Origin of the sequence: Curtobacterium sp. MCBA15_008 (assembly GCF_001865065.1) — a bacterium.
In the GTDB taxonomy this organism is placed as follows: Bacteria; Actinomycetota; Actinomycetes; order Actinomycetales; family Microbacteriaceae; genus Curtobacterium.
On sequence record NZ_MJGN01000015.1, the window covers coordinates 15,804 to 33,695 of the forward strand.

The 17,892-nt window shown below is 73.0% G+C and carries 17 protein-coding genes; 5 read left to right on the forward strand and 12 right to left on the reverse strand.

Translation table 11 applies throughout. The features are described from left to right. Positions 1-267: 267 nt before the first annotated feature. From BIU96_RS07835 to aceE, 6 genes are all read right to left on the reverse strand, one after another. Positions 268-1,512 (reverse strand): beta-ketoacyl synthase, encoded by a 1,245-nt coding sequence (locus BIU96_RS07835; protein ID WP_071292055.1) that lies wholly within the window; start codon positions 1,510-1,512, stop codon positions 268-270. A gap of 131 nt (positions 1,513-1,643) precedes the next feature. Next, positions 1,644-1,892 carry an acyl carrier protein gene (locus BIU96_RS07840; protein WP_022903951.1) on the reverse strand — a complete coding sequence of 83 codons (249 nt, stop codon included), beginning with the start codon at positions 1,890-1,892 and terminating at the stop codon, positions 1,644-1,646. A gap of 112 nt (positions 1,893-2,004) precedes the next feature. Then, on the reverse strand, positions 2,005-3,009 hold the full coding sequence (locus BIU96_RS07845) for a beta-ketoacyl-ACP synthase III (RefSeq protein WP_071292056.1): 1,005 nt from the start codon (positions 3,007-3,009) through the stop codon (positions 2,005-2,007). Continuing rightward, positions 3,006-3,947, reverse strand: a complete 942-nt coding sequence (locus tag BIU96_RS07850; protein ID WP_071292057.1) for an ACP S-malonyltransferase — start codon at positions 3,945-3,947, stop codon at positions 3,006-3,008. Before BIU96_RS07850 ends, BIU96_RS07845 begins: the two co-directional genes overlap by 4 nt. A gap of 190 nt (positions 3,948-4,137) precedes the next feature. Next, positions 4,138-5,340 carry a CdaR family transcriptional regulator gene (locus BIU96_RS07855; RefSeq protein ID WP_175477487.1) on the reverse strand — a complete coding sequence of 401 codons (1,203 nt, stop codon included), beginning with the start codon at positions 5,338-5,340 and terminating at the stop codon, positions 4,138-4,140. A 34-nt stretch (positions 5,341-5,374) separates the two neighbouring features. Next, positions 5,375-8,119 (reverse strand): pyruvate dehydrogenase (acetyl-transferring), homodimeric type, encoded by a 2,745-nt coding sequence (gene aceE, locus BIU96_RS07860; RefSeq protein ID WP_071292059.1) that lies wholly within the window; start codon positions 8,117-8,119, stop codon positions 5,375-5,377. 247 nt (positions 8,120-8,366) lie between these two features. On the opposite strand from aceE, the gene BIU96_RS07865 reads away from it, so the two are divergent. Both BIU96_RS07865 and BIU96_RS19775 read left to right on the forward strand, forming a co-directional pair. Further along, entirely contained in the window at positions 8,367-8,855 is a 489-nt protein-coding gene (locus BIU96_RS07865) for a peroxiredoxin (RefSeq protein ID WP_071292060.1), read from the forward strand. A gap of 146 nt (positions 8,856-9,001) precedes the next feature. After that, a complete protein-coding gene (locus BIU96_RS19775) occupies positions 9,002-9,862 on the forward strand; it encodes an alpha/beta fold hydrolase (RefSeq protein WP_071292111.1) in 861 nt (286 codons plus the stop codon). A 4-nt stretch (positions 9,863-9,866) separates the two neighbouring features. Here BIU96_RS19775 and BIU96_RS07875 read toward each other — a convergent pair whose 3' ends face one another. The 6 genes from BIU96_RS07875 to BIU96_RS07900 all read right to left on the reverse strand — a co-directional run bounded on the left by BIU96_RS07875 (position 9,867) and on the right by BIU96_RS07900 (position 15,101). Next, a complete protein-coding gene (locus BIU96_RS07875; protein WP_071292061.1) occupies positions 9,867-11,453 on the reverse strand; it encodes an alpha/beta fold hydrolase in 1,587 nt (528 codons plus the stop codon). Then, positions 11,450-12,421 carry an amino acid--[acyl-carrier-protein] ligase gene (locus tag BIU96_RS07880; RefSeq protein WP_217642242.1) on the reverse strand — a complete coding sequence of 324 codons (972 nt, stop codon included), beginning with the start codon at positions 12,419-12,421 and terminating at the stop codon, positions 11,450-11,452. The genes BIU96_RS07875 and BIU96_RS07880 overlap by 4 nt, the downstream gene beginning before the upstream one ends. After that, positions 12,418-13,683: an acyl-CoA dehydrogenase family protein gene (locus tag BIU96_RS07885; protein WP_083402741.1), complete on the reverse strand. Its 1,266-nt coding sequence runs from the start codon at positions 13,681-13,683 to the stop codon at positions 12,418-12,420. The genes BIU96_RS07880 and BIU96_RS07885 overlap by 4 nt, the downstream gene beginning before the upstream one ends. Continuing rightward, positions 13,680-13,967, reverse strand: a complete 288-nt coding sequence (locus tag BIU96_RS07890; RefSeq protein ID WP_254786031.1) for an acyl carrier protein — start codon at positions 13,965-13,967, stop codon at positions 13,680-13,682. Before BIU96_RS07890 ends, BIU96_RS07885 begins: the two co-directional genes overlap by 4 nt. A gap of 100 nt (positions 13,968-14,067) precedes the next feature. Beyond that, positions 14,068-14,445 (reverse strand): holo-ACP synthase, encoded by a 378-nt coding sequence (locus tag BIU96_RS07895; protein WP_071292062.1) that lies wholly within the window; start codon positions 14,443-14,445, stop codon positions 14,068-14,070. A gap of 32 nt (positions 14,446-14,477) precedes the next feature. Continuing rightward, positions 14,478-15,101 (reverse strand): hypothetical protein, encoded by a 624-nt coding sequence (locus tag BIU96_RS07900; RefSeq protein ID WP_071292063.1) that lies wholly within the window; start codon positions 15,099-15,101, stop codon positions 14,478-14,480. A gap of 223 nt (positions 15,102-15,324) precedes the next feature. On the opposite strand from BIU96_RS07900, the gene BIU96_RS07905 reads away from it, so the two are divergent. The 3 genes from BIU96_RS07905 to BIU96_RS07915 all read left to right on the forward strand — a co-directional run bounded on the left by BIU96_RS07905 (position 15,325) and on the right by BIU96_RS07915 (position 17,788). Further along, the gene (locus BIU96_RS07905) at positions 15,325-15,822 is read left to right on the forward strand and encodes a hypothetical protein (protein ID WP_175477488.1); all 498 of its coding nucleotides are present in this window, start codon (positions 15,325-15,327) and stop codon (positions 15,820-15,822) included. Beyond that, entirely contained in the window at positions 15,819-16,523 is a 705-nt protein-coding gene (locus tag BIU96_RS07910; RefSeq protein ID WP_071292065.1) for a response regulator transcription factor, read from the forward strand. The genes BIU96_RS07905 and BIU96_RS07910 overlap by 4 nt, the downstream gene beginning before the upstream one ends. Positions 16,524-16,633: 110 nt before the next feature. Next, positions 16,634-17,788 carry a sensor histidine kinase KdpD gene (locus tag BIU96_RS07915; RefSeq protein WP_217642243.1) on the forward strand — a complete coding sequence of 385 codons (1,155 nt, stop codon included), beginning with the start codon at positions 16,634-16,636 and terminating at the stop codon, positions 17,786-17,788. Positions 17,789-17,892 lie beyond the last annotated feature (104 nt).

Below are 17,892 nucleotides of genomic sequence, written 5' to 3' on the forward strand. Positions count from 1 at the left end.
CCGCGGACATCTGTCGCTTTGGCGGCCCGGACGGCGCGGCCGCCTTCCATCTGTCGCTTTCGCGGACGGACAGCACGGGGCTGCCCGGCGGCGACTTTCGCGCTGCGCGACAGTTCTCGCGGCTCCGGGCCCGAGAAGTGTCGCTCAGGCCGAAACTCGGCGAGGCGTGGCCGCGACTCGGGGAGCGCGCCGCGCCCGGGCCGGCCCCGGGAACGGCGGAGGCCCGCCCCGCGGACGCGGGACGGGCCTCCAGGCCGACTGCCGGACTCAGGCGGTGCGGAACGCGACCACCGCGTTGTGCCCACCGAAGCCGAACGAGTTGCTCACGGCGAGCAGGTCGCCCTGCGGCAGCTCGCGCGGCGCCGTCGCGACGTCCATGACGATCTCCGGGTCCTGCTGAGTGAGGTTGATCGTCGGCGGGGCGACCCGGTTGTGGAGCGCGAGGGCCGTGAACGCGGCCTCGATCGCACCGGCACCACCGAGGAGGTGCCCGGTCGACGCCTTGGTGGCCGACACGACGATGCTGTCGAGGTGGTCGCCGAAGACGCGGCGCATCGCGTGGTACTCCGCGATGTCGCCGACCGGCGTCGAGGTGGCGTGCGCGTTGACGTGCACGACGTCCTCGCGCGAGGCACCGGCGTGCTCGAGCGCCTGCAGGACCGCGCGGGCGGCGGCGCTGCCCTCGGGGTCCGGAGCGGTGATGTGGAAGGCGTCGGAGGTGATGCCGGCACCGGCGACCTCGGCGTAGATCTTCGCGCCGCGGGCCTCGGCGTGCTCCTTCGTCTCGAGGATGAGCGCCGCGGCGCCGTCCCCGAGCACGAAACCGTCGCGCGTGACGTCGTACGGACGCGACGCGGTCTCGGGGGAGTCGTTCCGGCGGGACAGGGCCTGCATGGCAGCGAACGCCGCGAGGGGCAGCGGGTGCAGGGCGGCCTCGGCGCCACCGGTGATGACGATGTCCGCCTCGCCCGTCGCGACGTGGCGGTAGGCCTCGGCGAGGGACTCGGTGGAGGACGCGCATGCCGAGAGGTAGGTGCGGGCGCCGCCACGGGCGCCGAACTCCATCTCGATGGCGGCGGCCGGACCGTTCGCCATGAGCATCGGGACCGTCATCGGCATGACGCGACGCGGGCCCTTCTCACGCAGGGTGTCCCATGCGTCGAGCAACGTGTTCACGCCGCCGATGCCGGTCGCCCAGTCGACGATGAGGCGCTCGGGGACGACCGACTCGGCGTCGATGCCGGCGTCGGCCCACGCCTCGCGCGCGGCGACGAGCGACAGCTGCGACGACGGGTCGAGGCGTTTCGTCTCCGGGCGGGTGAGCTGGTCGGTGAGGAACCGGCGCGCCTGGCCGGCGAACTCGACGGGGAGTTCCAGCTCGGCGTAGCGCGGGTCCTCGATGCGGGTGATGCCGGACTTGCCGGCAAGCAGCGCTTCCCACGTCTCCGGGGCGGTCGCGGCGAGGGGTGTGATCGCACCGATCCCGGTGACGACGACGGTCTTGTTGGTCATGGAACGACGTGTTCTTTCGTGTGGACGTGCGACGAGCGACGATCGCCCGCGGTGTGAACGAGCGCGGTGGTGAACGAGAAGAGCGCCGCGGCCCGCGGTTCGCCGGGGCCGCGGCGCTCAGGAAGCTCGCGTCAGGCCTGCGCCTTGACGATGTAGTCGACGGCGTCGCCGACGGTCTTGAGGTTCTTGACCTCTTCGTCGGGGATCTTCACGTCGAACTTCTCTTCGGCGTTCACCACGATGGTCATCATCGAGATGGAGTCGATGTCGAGGTCGTCGGTGAACGACTTGTCGGCGGCGACGGTGTCGGTCGCGATGCCGGTCTCGTCGTTGATCAGCTCGGCCAGGCCGGCGAGGACTTCTTCGTTGGACAGGGCCATGGGGATTCTCCTTGAGGGGGGTGTCGTTTGACCGTGGACCAGCCTAGGGCACGAGCGGCGCGCGTGCCCGGAGGCTCGTCGGGTGATCACGCGGGAGCGCGACCGGGGTGGGCTAGGGGAGGACGACGACCTGGGCGCCGAACACGAGGCCCGCGCCGAAGCCGATCTGCAGCGCGAGGCCGCCGGACAGGTCCGGGTGCTCCTCGAGCAGCCGGTGGGTGGCGAGCGGGATGCTCGCCGCCGAGGTGTTGCCGGTGGTGGTGATGTCACGGGCGATCACGACGGACTCGGGCAGGCCGAGCTGCTTCGCGAACTCGTCGATGATGCGGATGTTCGCCTGGTGCGGCACGAACGCGGCGAGGTCCGAGGCTGCGACGCCCGCGGTCTCCAGTGCCTGGCGGGCGACCTTGACCATCTCCCAGACGGCCCAGCGGAACACGGTCTGGCCGGCCTGCCGCATCGTCGGGCGAGGGGCACCGTCGGCCCACTCGTTGTAGGTCGCGGTCATGCCGATCGCGTCCCACTTCGAGCCGTCCGAGCCCCAGATGGTCGGGGCGATGCCGGGGAAGTCGCTCGGGCCGATCACCGCGGCGCCGGCACCGTCCCCGAGCAGGAACGAGATGGAGCGGTCGGTGGGGTCGACGACGTCGCTGAGCTTCTCGGCGCCGACGACGAGCACGTGGTCGGCGAGACCGGACTTGATGAACGAGTCGGCCTGGGCGATGCCGTAGGCGTACCCGGCGCAGGCGGCGCTGATGTCGTAGGCCGCGGCCGGCGTGGCGCCGATCCGCTCGGCGAGCAGCGACGCCATCGAGGGCGTGGCGACGGTGTGGGTCACGGTGCTGACCAGGACCACGCCGATCTGCGACGGCTCGATGCCGGCCTTCGCGATCGCCTCGCGCGCAGCGGCCTCGGCGAGGTCGACGGCCTCGACGTCCTTGCCGGCGCGCTTCCGCGTGACGATGCCGGTGCGCTGGCGGATCCACTCGTCGGAGGAGTCGATCGGGCCGACCAGGTCGTCGTTCGGCACGACGTTCTCACCGCGGGCCGCGCCGAACGCGAGGATGCGGGTGAACTCGTGGCCGCGTCGCTGGGAGAGGGTGGGGCGGTCGGTCATGCGGTTGCGTCTGCTTCCTGGCCCGCGCTCTGCAGCAGGTCGATCGCTGCGGGCAGGTCGTCGGGGGTCTTGATGGCGACGGTCGGCGTGCCGCGGAGACCGCGTTTCGCCAGACCGACGAGGGCACCGGCGGGTGCGAGCTCGATGATGCCGGTGACACCGGCGGCCGCGAACGACTCCATCACGGCGTCCCAGTGCACGGGGTTCGCGATCTGGTTCACCATGAGGTCGACGAAGCGACGGCCGTCGTCGACGCGGGAGCCGTCGGCGTTGGTCCAGATCGGGAGAGTCGGGTCCTGCACGGTCGCGGCGGCGGCCACGGGGGCGACCCGCTCGACCGCGGGCGCCATGTACCGGGTGTGGAACGCACCGGCGACGGCGAGCGGGATGACGCGGGCCTTGGCGGGCGGGTTCGCGGCGAGGGCAGCGATGCCGTCGGCCGTGCCCGCCACGACGGTCTGGCCGCCGCCGTTGTGGTTCGCCGGCACGAGTCCGTGCGCCTCGAGCGCCGCGGCGACCCCGTCCGGGTCGCCACCGAGGACGGCGGCCATCGAGGTCGGCTCGAGCGCGGCGGCGTCCGCCATGGCCCGGCCACGCTCGGCGACGAGGGCGACGGCGTCGGTCGGCTCGAGGATCCCGGCGACGCCGGCCGCGGTGAACTCGCCGACCGAGTGCCCGGCGACCCCGCCGACGAGGGCACGACGGCCGTCGGCGAGCAGGGCGTCGGCCGTGATGAGACCGGCGGCGACGATGAGCGGCTGCGCGAGCGCGGTGTCCTTGATGGTCTCGGCGTCCGAGTCGGTGCCGTGCGCGGCGAGGTCGACGCCGATGGCCTCGGACCACGCTCCGACACGGTCACGGACGGCGGAGTCCTCGAGCCAGGGGGCGAGGAAGCCGGGGGTCTGGGAGCCCTGTCCGGGCGCGACGACGACGATCACCGGACAATCCTGCCTGTCGAGGTCGGAACGGCTTGTGTGGGCTTGCCACACGAAACGCGACGGATCGTTGTGGGGTTCCGCTCGGACGAGCCGCCCGCGCCAGCCGAGCCACCCGCGCCCGACGAGTCAGCCGAGCCGCCCGAGCCGGACGAGCTGGCCGAGCCAGCCGCGACCGCCGGTGCCGCCCTGCTCACCGACGCCGGGGCAGGCGTCGGCGACCGGCCGTCGACTCGGACATCGCGCCGAGGATGAGCGCCGACTGCACGATCAGGGCGTCACGAGCGTGCGTGGCGTCCCAGCCGATGATGTCGGCGACGCGGCGGAGCCGGTAGCGCACCGTGTTCGGGTGCACGAAGAGCTCGCGGGCGGTGGCCTCGAGCGACCGCCCGGTGTCGAGGTAGCACCAGAGGGTCTGGAGGAGCTCGGTCGACTGGTCCTTCAGCGGCACGTAGATGCGCTGCACGAGGGCCGAACGGGCGAGCGGGTCGCCCGCCAGTGCGCGCTCCGGCAGCAGGTCGTCGGCGAGGGCCGGTCGGGGAGCGCCGCGCCAGGCCCGGGCGACGGCGAACCCGGCGAGGGCGCCCTTCGCGCTGGTCGAGGCGTCGACGACACCGGGGACCTCGTTGCCGAGGACCAGGTGCCCCTCGCCGAAGGACGGCTCGAGCGCCTGCGCGATCGCGGTGAACGAGACGGGCTCTTCGCCTTCGGGGACGTCGTCGCGCGGGGTGGCGCGACCGATGACCACGACGAGCCGCGACCCCTGCACGCCGATGAGCACGTCGGCGTCCATGTGGCGGGCGGTCCGGCGGATCTGGTCGACCTCGAGCTGCTTCGGCGCGTTGCCGACGAGCACCGAGACCTCGCCGTGGCCGTGCCACCCGAGGGCGGCGATGCGGGACGGCAGTTCGTCGTCGTACTCGCCGGACAGGATGGAGTCGACCACGAGCGCTTCGAGCCGGGCGTCCCAGAGGCCGCGCGCCTCGGCCGCCCGGGCGTAGACGTCGGCCGCGGCGAAGGCGATGTCCCGCGAGTACTTGAGGATCGCCTCCTGCAGCATCTCGTCGTCCTTGGCGCGCTCTTCGACCACGGTGACCACGACGCGGATGAGCTGCAGCGTCTGCTGCAGGCTCACCGAGCGGAGGAGCTCGCGGGGCGCGGAGCCGAACACGTCGGCGGCGGCGATCCACGGGGTGGACGCACTGCCCTCGAGCCACGAGATGAACGACGTGATGCCGGCCTGCGCCACGAGGCCCACCGCGGACCGTCGGCCCGGGGGCATCTCGCTGTACCAGGGGAGGGTGTCCTCGAGCCGCTTGATGGTGGCGGTCGAGAGTTCGCCCGACACCTGCCGGAGCCAGGAGAGCGCCCGTTCACGGTCGTTCTGCTGGCCCACGGCAGGGTCGGTGCGGGGTGTCGTCACCGGGTGATCAGCTCTCGCCGCCGGCGCTGCCCGTGGTGCCGGCGGTCACGTCGTGCAGGCGGTACTTGTCGATCGCCTGCTGGACGAGTGCGCCGTCGACCTTGCCCTGACGGGCGAGCTGCTGCAGCGTCCGCACGACGACCGAGGGGCCGTCGATGTGGAAGAAGCGGCGGGCGGCCGGACGGGTGTCCGAGAAGCCGAAGCCGTCGGCGCCGAGCGTGGCGTAGTCGGTCGGGACGAACGGGCGGATCTGCTCCTGCACCTGGTGCATGAAGTCGCTCACGGCGACGACGGGCCCCTCGGTGCCGAGCAGACGCTCGGTGACGTACGGCGTGCGCGGGGCCTCGTTCGGGTTGAGGAACGCGTGCTGCTCCGCGTCGAGACCGTCGCGGTACAGCTCACCCCAGCTCGTGACGCTCCACACGTCGGCGGCGACGCCCCAGTCCTCGGCGAGGAGCTGCTGGGCCTCGAGGATCCACGGCACCGCGACGCCGGAGGCGAGCAGCTGGGCCTTCGGGCCGTCGTGCTCGCTCCGCTTGAGCAGGTACATGCCCTTGACGATGCCCTCGACGTCGACGCCCTCGGGCTCCGCCGGCTGGACGATCGGCTCGTTGTAGACCGTCAGGTAGTACATGACGTTCGGGTCGGCGTGCTTCGGCGAGCCGTCCTCGTTGGTGCCGTACATCCGGTCGAGGCCGGCCTGCACGATGTGGCCGATCTCGTAGCCGTACGCGGGGTCGTAGGACACCACGGCCGGGTTCGTCGTCGCGAGGAGCAGCGAGTGGCCGTCCGCGTGCTGCAGGCCCTCGCCCGTGAGCGTCGTGCGACCGGCGGTGGCGCCGATCATGAAGCCACGGGTCATCTGGTCGCCGGCGGCCCAGATGGCGTCGCCGGTGCGCTGGAACCCGAACATCGAGTAGAAGACGTAGACCGGGATGAGCGGCTCGCCCTGCGTCGAGTACGAGGTGCCCACCGCGGTGAACGCCGCGAGGGCGCCCGCCTCGTTGATGCCGACGTGGATGATCTGCCCCTGCGGGCTCTCCTTGTAGGCCAGGAGGAGCTCGCGGTCGACCGACGTGTAGTGCTGGCCGTTCGGGTTGTAGATCTTCGCCGTCGGGAAGTACGCGTCCATGCCGAACGTGCGTGCTTCGTCCGGGATGATCGGGACCACGCGGTCGCCGAAGTCGGGGGAGCGGAGCAGGTCCTTCAGCAGTCGGGCGAACGCCATCGTCGTGGCGATCTCCTGCTTGCCGGAGCCCTTCTTGACGACCTGGTACTTCGAGTCCTCGGGGAGGGTGATCGAGGTGTACTTCGTCCGGCGCTCCGGCACGTACCCGCCGAGCTCGCGCCGGCGCTCGTGCATGTACTGGATCGCCTCGTCGTCGTGACCCGGGTGGTAGTACGGCGGCGTGTAGGGGTTCTCCTCCAGCTGCGCGTCGGAGATCGGGATGCGCATCTCGTCGCGGAACTGCTTGAGGTTGTCGAGCGTGAGCTTCTTCATCTGGTGCGTCGCGTTGCGCCCCTCGAAGCTCGGGCCGAGCCCGTAGCCCTTGACCGTCTTCGCGAGGATGACGGTCGGCTGGCCCTTGTGCTCGGTCGCGGCCTTGAACGCCGCGTAGACCTTGCGGTAGTCGTGGCCACCGCGCTTGAGGTTCCAGATCTGGTCGTCGGAGTAGTCCTTGACCAGCTCGAGCGCCTTCGGGTCGCGCCCGAAGAAGTTCTCGCGCACGTACGCGCCGTTCTCGGCCTTGTACGTCTGGTAGTCGCCGTCGGGCGTCTGGTTCATCAGGTTGAGGAGCGCGCCCTCGGTGTCGCGGGCGAGCAGGTCGTCCCACTCGCGGCCCCAGACGACCTTGATGACGTTCCAGCCCGCACCGCGGAAGAACGCCTCGAGCTCCTGGATGATCTTGCCGTTGCCGCGCACCGGACCGTCGAGCCGCTGCAGGTTGCAGTTGATCACGAAGTTCAGGTTGTCGAGGCCGTCGTTCGCCGCGACCTGGAGCTGGCCGCGGGACTCGACCTCGTCCATCTCGCCGTCACCGAGGAAGGCCCAGACCTGCTGGTCGGAGGCGTCCTTGATGCCGCGGTTGGAGAGGTACTTCGCCTGCTGCGCCTGGTAGATCGCGTTGATCGGACCGATGCCCATCGACACGGTCGGGAACTGCCAGAAGTGCGGCATGAGGCGCGGGTGCGGGTACGAGGACAGCCCGCCGCCGGCGTGGGACTTCTCCTGCCGGAAGCCGTCGAGCTGGTCCTCGTCGAGACGCCCTTCCATGTACGCACGGGCGTACATGCCGGGGGACGCGTGGCCCTGGAAGAAGACCTGGTCGCCGCCGGACGGGTGGTCCTGCGCACGGAAGAAGTGGTTGTAGCCGACCTCGTACATCGCAGCGCTCGACGCGTAGGTCGAGATGTGGCCGCCGACGGCGATGCCGGGGCGCTGCGCGCGGTGCACGGTGATCGCGGCGTTCCACCGGATCCACCGGCGGTAGCGGCGCTCGAGCTCCTCGTCGCCCGGGAACTCGGGTTCGTTCTCCGGCGCGATGGTGTTCACGTAGTCCGTGGTCGGGACCATCGGCACACCGAGGTGCAGTTCCTTGGACCGCTTGAGCAGGCTGAGCATGATCTCGCGGCCACGCTGGTGGCCGTGGGTCTGCACCAGTCCGTCGAGGGACTCACGCCACTCGGCGGTCTCCTCGGGGTCCTGGTCGCTGCTGCCGTGGCTGTACGGGTCCTGGTCGTTCACCGTCACCCTTGACCTCGTTCGTTCTCGTGGTGGTGGACATAGGTGGTCCACCGATCGATCGGGTCGCGACCGGCGGTGGGGCCTCGTCCACTCTAGGCCCCACCGCCGACGCGCAGCCTGATGGTGACGCGCAGGTGGACAGGTGCTTGCATTCGGATGTCGTCGGCGTACGATTGCCGATCGTGCACACGCGATCCGTGCGTGCACGACGACACCGGGCACATCCCACGCCCGAGGAAGAAGCAACGCACTGATGGCTCTGGAGATCGGCTCACTCGCGCCGGACTTCGAACTCCCCAACCAGTTCGGGGAGCACGTCCGCCTCAGCGACTTCCGCGGTGTCCGCCCGGTCGCACTCGTCTTCTTCCCGCTCGCGTTCTCGTCCACGTGCACGAACGAGCTCTGCGCCCTGCAGGACAACATCGCGATGTTCCAGGACCAGCGCGTCGAGCTCGTCGGCATCTCGGTCGACTCCAAGGCGACGCTCCGTTCGTTCGCCGAGTCGAACGGCTACGACTTCGAGCTGCTCGCCGACTTCTGGCCGCACGGTGCCGTCTCGAAGGAGTACGGAGTCTTCCTCGAGCACAAGGGCTTCGCGAACCGCGCGACCTTCGTCATCGACGTGCAGGGCCGCATCAAGGCCTCGATCATCTCGGAGCCCGGCGTCGCCCGCGACGTCACCGAGTACCGGGCGGCGCTCGACCGCCTCGCCGCCTGCGCCGCACCCGTCGCCGTCGGCTAGCGTTCCGAACCCTCCAGGAGACGCTGTCGCGTCGGACTGGAGGCACGGTGCACGCCATCGACACGGGCTCGCCTGAGCGGACGGGTGCGCTCGACCCCACGGCTTGCGTCGGCGCGGTCGGTCACGACGGGTACGCTCCGTTCCCGGTGGTCGCCGACCCCGAGCGCTGGCGGCTCGAACGGACGGTCGTACCGACCGCCGACGGTCCCGTGGTCGTGCACCACCGCGCCGGGCACCACCCACTCCTGTTGCTGCACGGCGTCGCCGGCTCGTGGACGACCTGGACCCCGCTGCTGCGTGCTGTCGAGGGGGCTGGAGCGCGCGGGCTCGTGCTCGTCGACCTGCCGGGGTGGGGTTCCTCGCCGGCGCCGGCCGAGCCGCTCGACCTCGACGCCTCGGCACGGGTCCTGACCGCCGTCCTCGACGCGCTCGCGATCGCGTCCGTCGACGTGGTCGGCCACTCGCTGGGCGCCTTCGTGGCGATGCACCTCGCGGTGACGGCGCTCACCCGGGTCAGGTCGGTCGCCCTCGTGTCCGGCACCACCGTCGCCACCGCGGACGCCGCACGACACCCGCTGCGGGGGCTCCGCACCCTGCCGGCCTTCACGCTGCTGCGCGCGGGGCTGACGATCACCGGCGAGACGGCACGCCCGTTCCTCCGCGGGATCGCCCGGGTGGGTCTCCTGCCGCTCGTGGCGTCGCCGGTCTTCACGCACGTGCGACGGCTCGACCCGAGCGTCCTCGACGCCTTCGTCGACGAGCTCCGACCGACCGGGTTCACCGCTGCCGCACGGTCGGCCGCGGGCTACGACCTCGACCGCTGGCGCGCGGTGACGTGTCCGGTCACGGCGATCGCCGGACGGGACGACGTCTTCGCCCGGGTGTCGGACCTCGACGCCCTCAGCGACCTCCTGCCGCAGGTGCGCACGGTGCTGCTCGACGACTGCGGGCACTTCGCGCACGTCGAGCACCCGGACGCGGTCGCCCGGGTGCTCGGTCTCGTCTGACTCGTCAGGCGTGCACGGGGAACCCCTGCACCGGGAACACCGCAGCGACCTGTGCGCGGACCTCGGCGACCACGGCACCGCGCATCACCGGGGAGAACAGCGAGTGGTCGCCCTCGGGGACCCGGACGACCCGCAGCTGCCCGGCCCACCGGCGCTCGGCCCGCTGCCCGCCGAGCTGGTCGAACAGCTCGGCGTCGCCCGGTGCCGTGATGAGCACGACCTCGGTGCCGTGCTCGACGAGGGGCCGCACGTGACCGGCGACGCCGCCCGCGCGGTCGCGGCGTGCCACGCGGTCCCGCAGGGCCTTCGGGACGACCGTGTTGTACCACCCGCGGATGCGCAGGCGCGCCGGTGACGGCTGCGCGACCGACCGCGCGCCGTCGGCGTAGGCACCGGGTGCCGCTGCCTGTCGCCGGTAGTCGTTCGGGCTGATCTCGACGACGAGCCGCGGGGACTCCTCCGAGGCGCGACCGGCGAGCCACGCACCGGCGCACATGCCGACGAGGGCGAGCCGTTCGGCCGGCACGGCGAGGGCGGCGACGACGGCGGACTGGTCGTCGACCCACTCCTGCGCGAAGAGGTACGAGCGCTCGTCGGCGCGGACCGCGGTGCTCTCACCGGTGCCGCGCCGGTCGAGCCGGACCACCCGGGCACCGTCGCGTGCCAGGGCCCGGGCGAGGGCGACCTGGTAGTCGGACGCGCCGACCCGGTGCTCGGCGGCGCCGCTGTGCAGCACCACGACGGGGGCGTCCTGGGACTGCCCGGAGGCGACGGTCTCGATCGCGAACAGTGCGTCCGGGCCGAGCTGCACGATCCGCTCGGACACGCGGGCGTCGACGTCGAGCACCTCGGTCAGGGGCGGCAGGACGGTCGGCACCGTGGCCGGGGGGACCCAGGCGTCCACCTGGTCGACGACCGTGTCGACCGCGGTGCTCGGGATGCGCGCGATGATGCTCGTTCCGTCGAGGAGTTCGGCGCTGCCGTCGACCTCGATCCTCGTCACCGCGCCGAGGGCACGGGGCGCCGTCGCACCGGGCCGGACGAGGGCGACGGTCGGCCCGGACCGCGGGGTGAACGCGAGGGCCCCGAGGGCGGCCGCCTCGTCCGGGTCGAGGTCGATCCCGACCAGGCTCTCGACGCCGTCGACGACGCGGTCGGGGCCGATGGTCATCGTCGCGAGGGCGCGCTGCCCGCGCAACCAGGCGCGACCGGAGGCCGGGGCGTCCCAGACGACCAGGCCGTCGGCGTCGTCGGCCGCGGCTGCGGCGACGAGCGCAGCGGACGCGAGTCCGACGAAGACGATGCGGTCGACGCCACTGGACCGCAGCAGGGCTGCGGCGTGCCGGGCAGACCGGACCTGCGCGTCCGGGCCGTCGTCGGGCGCGGCGTCTCCACGTCCGGACGGGTCGTAGCGCACCGAGGCCACGCCACGCGCCTCCAGGCCGTCGGCGAGCAGCCGGAGCGTGCGGTACGCGATGACGCCCTGCTGCCCCAGGGGCGGGCAGATCACGACGCCCGCGCGTGCCGCGGGCGGCAGCTGGAGGGCGACCCGGAGTGCCGGATGACCGGACCAGCCGTGGTGGGTGCTCACAGCGCGAGGGCGGTGCGGACGTCCGCCGGCCAGGCGTCGGGGTCCGTGCCGTGCGCGGCGAACAGGGCGATCGTGGTGCGCTCGAGACCGTAGGCGACGCAGGCGCTGTGCGCGACCGCACCGTCGGCGGTCCGGATGCCGAACGAGGTGCCGAAGTGGTCCTCGTGCAGGTTCGCCGAGCCGATCGCCGTCCACGGGTGGTCGTGGCCGTACACCGGGGTGACGAACTCGAACTTGAGCGCCTGCTCGACCTGGTTCCGGGCGAGCATCTGCCCGACCCGGCCGAAGAACGGGTCGTTGGCGGGGACGACGTCGACCTCGAGGCCGAACGACTCGAGCAGCGCGCGCATCACCGGGATGCGCTCGTCGCGGTGCGCGGTCGCGCTGTCCGGCGTGCCGACGTGCACGAACTCGTGCATGTGGAAGGACTGCAGGCGCATCGGGTCGAGCGAGGGTTCGCGGCGGAAGGAGTCGCCCAGGATGTCGAACGTCCGCCCGCCCGCCGGCAGCACGCCCGAGAGCATGCCGTACAGGGGGTGGCAGACGGCCGGGGTGAGCATGAGGTCCGCGGGCTCGAGGAACGACTCCCAGCGGTCGCCGCGCTCGCGGGCGGCCAGCAGGGCGCGGTGGGTGCGGTCGTCGCCGGTGAACGCCGAGATGGACGCGGCGAGGTCGGGGAACGACGCGATGTAGTCGGTGCGCTCGAAGGCCGCGAGCGGCTCGACGGGCGGGAACCGGAGCACCTCGGCGTCGAGGTCCGCCTGACTCCGCACGCCGGCAGCGTCGATCGCCTGGTAGACGCGCTCGAACACGCCGGAGCGGCCGTACAGGCCGGGGGAGCCGAGGTCGAGCAGGACCCCGTGGTCGAGCAGCCGGGCGCGGAGGTCCGCGCGCGCGGCGTCGAGGTCGGTGGCGGCCGCGGTGCTGGTGGGTGCTTCGGTGCTGGTGGTGGGTTCGGTGATGGTCACAGGATCGCTCCGGTCATGAGTGCCAGTCCGGCGTCGTTCTGCAGGAGCCGGTCGTTGCTCACCATGACGGCGGCACCGTGCGAGTCCCGCAGCAGGCGGGCCACGCTGAGGGGCCCGGTGGCGGCGAAGCCGGCGATGCCGACGATCCGCATCGCCTTCGTGACGATGTCCGTGACCCGCTCGGACGCACTGATCTTCAGCGCGTTCGCGGCGAGGGCGTACGCCGTCGACTCGAGGACCTCCGGGTCGTCCGCGACGGCGTCGAAGCGGTCGGCGGCGTGCCGCACCTGGTCGGCCAACGCCTGCAGGTCGACGAGGACCTCGGCGAGCCGCAGTGCGCCGGGCGGGGTCTGGCCCACCGCGGCTCGGGCCTGCTTGCGGACGGCGCGTCGGGCGCGGTCCGCGGCCTCGGCGGCGAGGCCGAGCCAGACCGAGGCCCAGAGGACGTGCGACACCGGCAGGACCGTGCGGGCGGAGATCACGGCGTAGTCGTCGTGGAGGATCCGGTCCTCGCGGGTCTCGGTGTCGAGCACCCAGCCGTTGCTGCACGTGCCGCGGAGCCCGAGGGTGTCCCACGTCGAGGTCTGCGTCAGGGTCGTCTCCGACGGCAGGCAGACGACGAGGCGCTGGTCCGAGGCCGCGGCGTCGAGGTCGCGTCGGGCGGTCACGAGGATCGCGTCCGCCTCGGTCGCGTACGAGATGACCGGGGCGTCCTTGCGGAGCCGGATCCGGCCGGCGTCGTCGACCTCGATCGCGCAGGTGCTCCGGCGGGCGTCGCCGCCGATGCCCTTCTCGGTCGTCGACGAGGCGACGAGGGCGCCCGCGCGGACGGCCTCGACCATCGTGGTCACGCCCGGGGCGGTGCCGCCGTGCCGCCAGAGGGCCATGGCCTGGCCCTGGTGCATCGCGAACACCATCGCCGTCGCACCGCACGCGCGGCCGAGTCCGGTCGCGATGACGGAGAGCTCGGCGAGGGTCGCGCCCTCACCGCCGAGCGACACCGGGACGGCGGCGGCGAGCAGGCCGTGCTCCTTCATCGCGGCGATGGCCTCGCGCGGGGGTCGTGCGTCGCGGTCGACCTCGTCGGCGAAGTGCGCGGCGATCTCGGCGACGAGGGCGGTGCGGGCGGCGAAGCGGTCCGTCGCGGTGGCGGGGGCCGGCGACGCTGCCGGTGTCCCTGCCGTGGCCGGGTCCGGTCGCGTCGTCGCGTCCGGGCCGGTCGCCGTCGCGGTCGTCGTCCGGTCGAGGACCGGCGCGCTCACGCGCCCAGCTCCGCGGCAGCGGCGATGGACTCGATGGTCGCGAAGGTCGAACGGTTCAGCACGGCGTCGGGGAACTCCACGTCGAGTTCGTTCTCCACCGCGAGCATCACGTTGACGGTCGCGTGCGACGTCAGCCCGAGGGCGTAGAGGTCGGCGATGGACGCGACGTCCATGGCGTCGGTGCTGAGGCGCCCGTGGTCGGCGAGTGCTCGGCGGACGGCCAGTTCGGTGGTCGGGGTGGCGAGTGCGACGGAGGTCGCTGCAGTCATCTGGTCCTGGTGCATGCCCGCAACGATAAGGAGCGGAGGCGCCCGGTAAACCGCCGTGCGGGTGCGCGAACCCGCACGCTGCAACGCGGCCCTGAGTCGTCGTACAGGGTCGGGTTCAGTGAGCGGTCAGCGCCACCGCGGTCGCGACCGCCAGCCCCCGCTCGTGCGCCAGGGACACGGCGATGGTGTCGCACCCGATCGCCTCGGCCAGGGCCGCGGCACGGCCGGTCAACGCGACCACGGGGGCGCCGGCGGCGTCGAGCAGGATCGCCACGTCGGTCAGCGGGACCGCGTCCGAGCGGCCGGGCCGGAGGAGCTTCACGACCGCCTCCTTGCCCGCGAACCGCGCCGCCAGACGCTCCGGGTCGTCGCCTGCGTCGGCGCGCTCGGCGGCGGTGAAGACCCGGGACAGGTACCGCTCGCCGTGCGCGTCGATGCCGGCGATGACGTCCTCGACGGCGGCGAGGTCGGTCCCGGTGCGGATGGTGGTCACGGCAGCAGGCTACGGCCGCCCGGCGGTCAGCGTCAGCGGAACGCCTGCACGACCCCCGGGACGACGGCGTCGGGCGTCAGCCGGATGAGCCGGTAGCGGGTGCCCTGGTCGTAGGCGAGGACGACGGTGTGCCCCTCCCAGAGGTACGGGTACGAGCTCGGCTTCGGCCGGTTCGCGGTGAACTCCGACAGGACGGCGCTCCGAGCGGTCGTGCCGGCGTGCACGTCGTAGAGCGCGACTTCGTCCGGCGAGCTGCCGGTCGCGAGCGAGCACGTGGTGTCGACGAGGTACTGCGTGCCGCCGTCACCGCGGAGGTCGCCCGACGCGGTGACGAGCGAGGCGATGTCGCCGTCGCAGATCTGCAGGCCGGGGTGCTCGGCGGCACTGACGGCGGCGGTCAGCCCGGGGACGGTGGAGGCGTCCGGGTACTGGTCCTGCCGCCCCGGACGCGGCGGCTGCCCGGCGGGGAAGGTCGGGGTCGGCGTGGGCGTCGCCGTCGGGGCCTTCGACGTGGAGGCCGCGGTGGTCGCCGCAGCCGTCGGGTCGCTGCGGGTGGCGTCGGCCGGGGCGGTGGTGCTCGCGCAGCCGACGAGGGCGACGGACGCCAGGGCGACGGACGCGACGGCGGCGAGGAGGTTCGTGGTGGTGGGCTTCACGGGACGGTGTTCCCTTCCTGCGAGCGGGTGCTCGCGACTTCGGCGAGCGGGTGCTCGCGACTTCGGTCCGACGGTAGGACCGCCACGTCTCGCTGCGGTGTCGTGCCAGCCTGCCCCGGGGCACCCGGACGTCGTCCATCCGCGCGCGGACGTGCGACGATCTGTGACGGAACTGACACATCGCTGCAGCGCGACGGACACCGAGGGGAACCAGGCTCGCACCGTGACCATCCCCTTCCGTCCCCGCACCGCCGGCGTCGTCGCCACCGCCACCGCCGTGGTCGCGGTCTTCGTCGTCGCGGTGGCCGCGATGGCCGCCCCGGTCCCGCACGACACCGCACCCCGGGCGGCCGTGCTCGCGCTCGCGCCGGCCTACTACGCCGGGTGCGGTGAGCAGGCGGTCGCCGAGCCCTCGTCCGTACCGATCTGGTGCGAGTCCTCGGACCAACGGCTCGAGAACCTGGTGTGGTCCTCGTGGGGTGGGGCGGCGGCGTCCGCGACCGGCATCCTCACCGACAACCCCTGCGACTGCGCCGGCGGGACCGTGACGACCTACCCGGTGGCCGTCCGGTTCGACGGTCCCGCGCGCGTCGGCGAGGTGCAGCGGTACCAGCGACTCAGCATCACCTTCGCCACCCACCGTCCGGCGTGGGCGGTCCGACCGACCATGCACTTCCTCTGGGGCGACCTCGGGTTCGTCAGCGACCAGGAGCGACCATGACCCCGCCCGCCCCGGCACACACCGCCCCGCCCGGCGGCCCGTCGCCGCTGGTGCTGCTCGCCGAGGACGACCCCGACGTCCGCGAGACCACCCAGCTGCTGCTCCTCCGACGCGGCTGGCGTGTCACGCCGACCGCCGACGGGGTCGAGGCGCTCGAGACGGTCGACGTCGAGATGCCGGACGTCGCCGTCGTGGACGTCGCGATGCCGCGGCTGAACGGCCTCGACCTGACCGGACGGCTGACCGCACTCGGCGTCCCGGTGGTCCTCCTGACCGCACGGAGCCTGCCCGTCGACGAGGTGCAGGGACTCGCCGCCGGTGCCGACGACTACGTCACGAAGCCGTTCGACGCCGACGTGCTCTCGGCCCGCCTGCACGCCGTGCTCCGCCGCCGCCGGGGTCCCGCCGCCGAGGTGACGACCGTCGGCGACGTCCGCATCGACGTCGCCGGGCGCCGGGTCGACCGCGCGGGCGCCACGGTGCCGCTCAGCTCGGTGGAGTTCCGGGTGCTCGAGGCCCTGCTCCGGAACCGCGGCGCCGTGCTGAGCCGCGAGCAGGTCATCGCGATGGCGTGGGACAGCACGTGGCAGGACCCGCGCATCGTCGACACCAACGTGCAGCGGCTCCGCCGGAAGCTCGGACCGGACGTCATCGAGACGGTGCGCGGCTTCGGCTACCGGATCGAGGTCGCACCCTCGTGACCGGGACCCCGGCGACGTGGAGCTCCACGACGGGCACCGTCCGACAGCCGACCGCGCCGACCGAGCGCACCCCGTGGTGGCGGTCGCTCCGGTTCCGTACGGCGGTCGCCATGACGGTCCTCGCCACCACGCTCGTCGTCGCCGCCGGCGCGGTGTTCGCGCACACCGCCGTCGACGACGCGACCGAGCAGCTCCGGCAGCAGGCGCTCACCCAGCTCGACGAGACCATCGCGACCCAGTCCTTCGGCGGCGCCCTGCCGTCGCGGGCGACCGACGACCCGTCCGTCGTGCCCGCAGCACTCCGCCGGGCGATCGGCCGCGGCTCCACCGCGACGTACGACGACGGCACCTGGATGTGGGCGGCGCGCGAGCAGGCCTCCGGCGTCATCGCCACCCGGGTCGACAACACGGCGCTCCGGAACCAGTGGGCGAACCTGCAGCGCACCTTCGTGCTCGCCGCGGTGCTGGCGGCCGTGCTCGCCGCCGCCGGGTCGTGGCTCGCCGCCGGACGGCTGACCGCGCGACTGCGGCGGGCGGCACGTGCCGTGGACGACACCGTCGCCGGTGGTACCCCGGCGGAGGTCCGCGGGGACGACGAGGTGGCGGTCCTGTCGCGCGGACTCGCCGAGACCGCCGCCGCGCTCGCGCGGAGCCTCGACCACGAGCGGGCGATCAGCGCCGAGGTCGCGCACGACATGCGGACGCCGGTGACGGCGCTCGTCGGCGCCGCCGAACTCCTGCCGGACGGACCCGACGCCGAGCGGGTGCGCCGGGTGGCCGCGCGGCTCCGACAGCTGCTCGACGACCTGCTCCACCTGTCCCGCGCCGCGCACGAGGCCGGCCAGGTGCGGTCGGTGCCGGCGGACCTGGCACCGACCGTCGAGCACGTCCTGCACGCCGAGGGCCTCGACGAGCGGGTGCGCTTCGAACCGGGGGAGTCGGCGCGGGTGCTCGTCGACGTGGAGCACCTCGGACGCGCGCTGACGAACCTGGTGGCGAACGCGGAACGGCACGGCGCGCAGCCGGTCGTGGTGCGGGTCGACGGGGCGTCTGTGACGGTCACCGACAGCGGCGCGGGGTTCCCCGACGACGTCCTGCGCGACGGTCCCCGGCGGTTCGGGGCGCTCGGTTCGCACGGCGGGTCCGGCATCGGGCTCGCGATCGTCCTGCAGCACCTGGCCGCCTTCGGTGCCGTGCTCCGGCTCGCGAACGGCGACCAGGGCGCGGTCGCGACGGTCGAGCTGCGCCGCGCACCGCAGCGCTGAAGCGATCCGCGGGGAGCGGCCCGCCGCCCGGGGTGACCAGCAGACGGCCTGGAGGCGCGGTGCGGGCCCGCCACGCGCCTCCAGGCCCGTCCGTGGTCGCGACC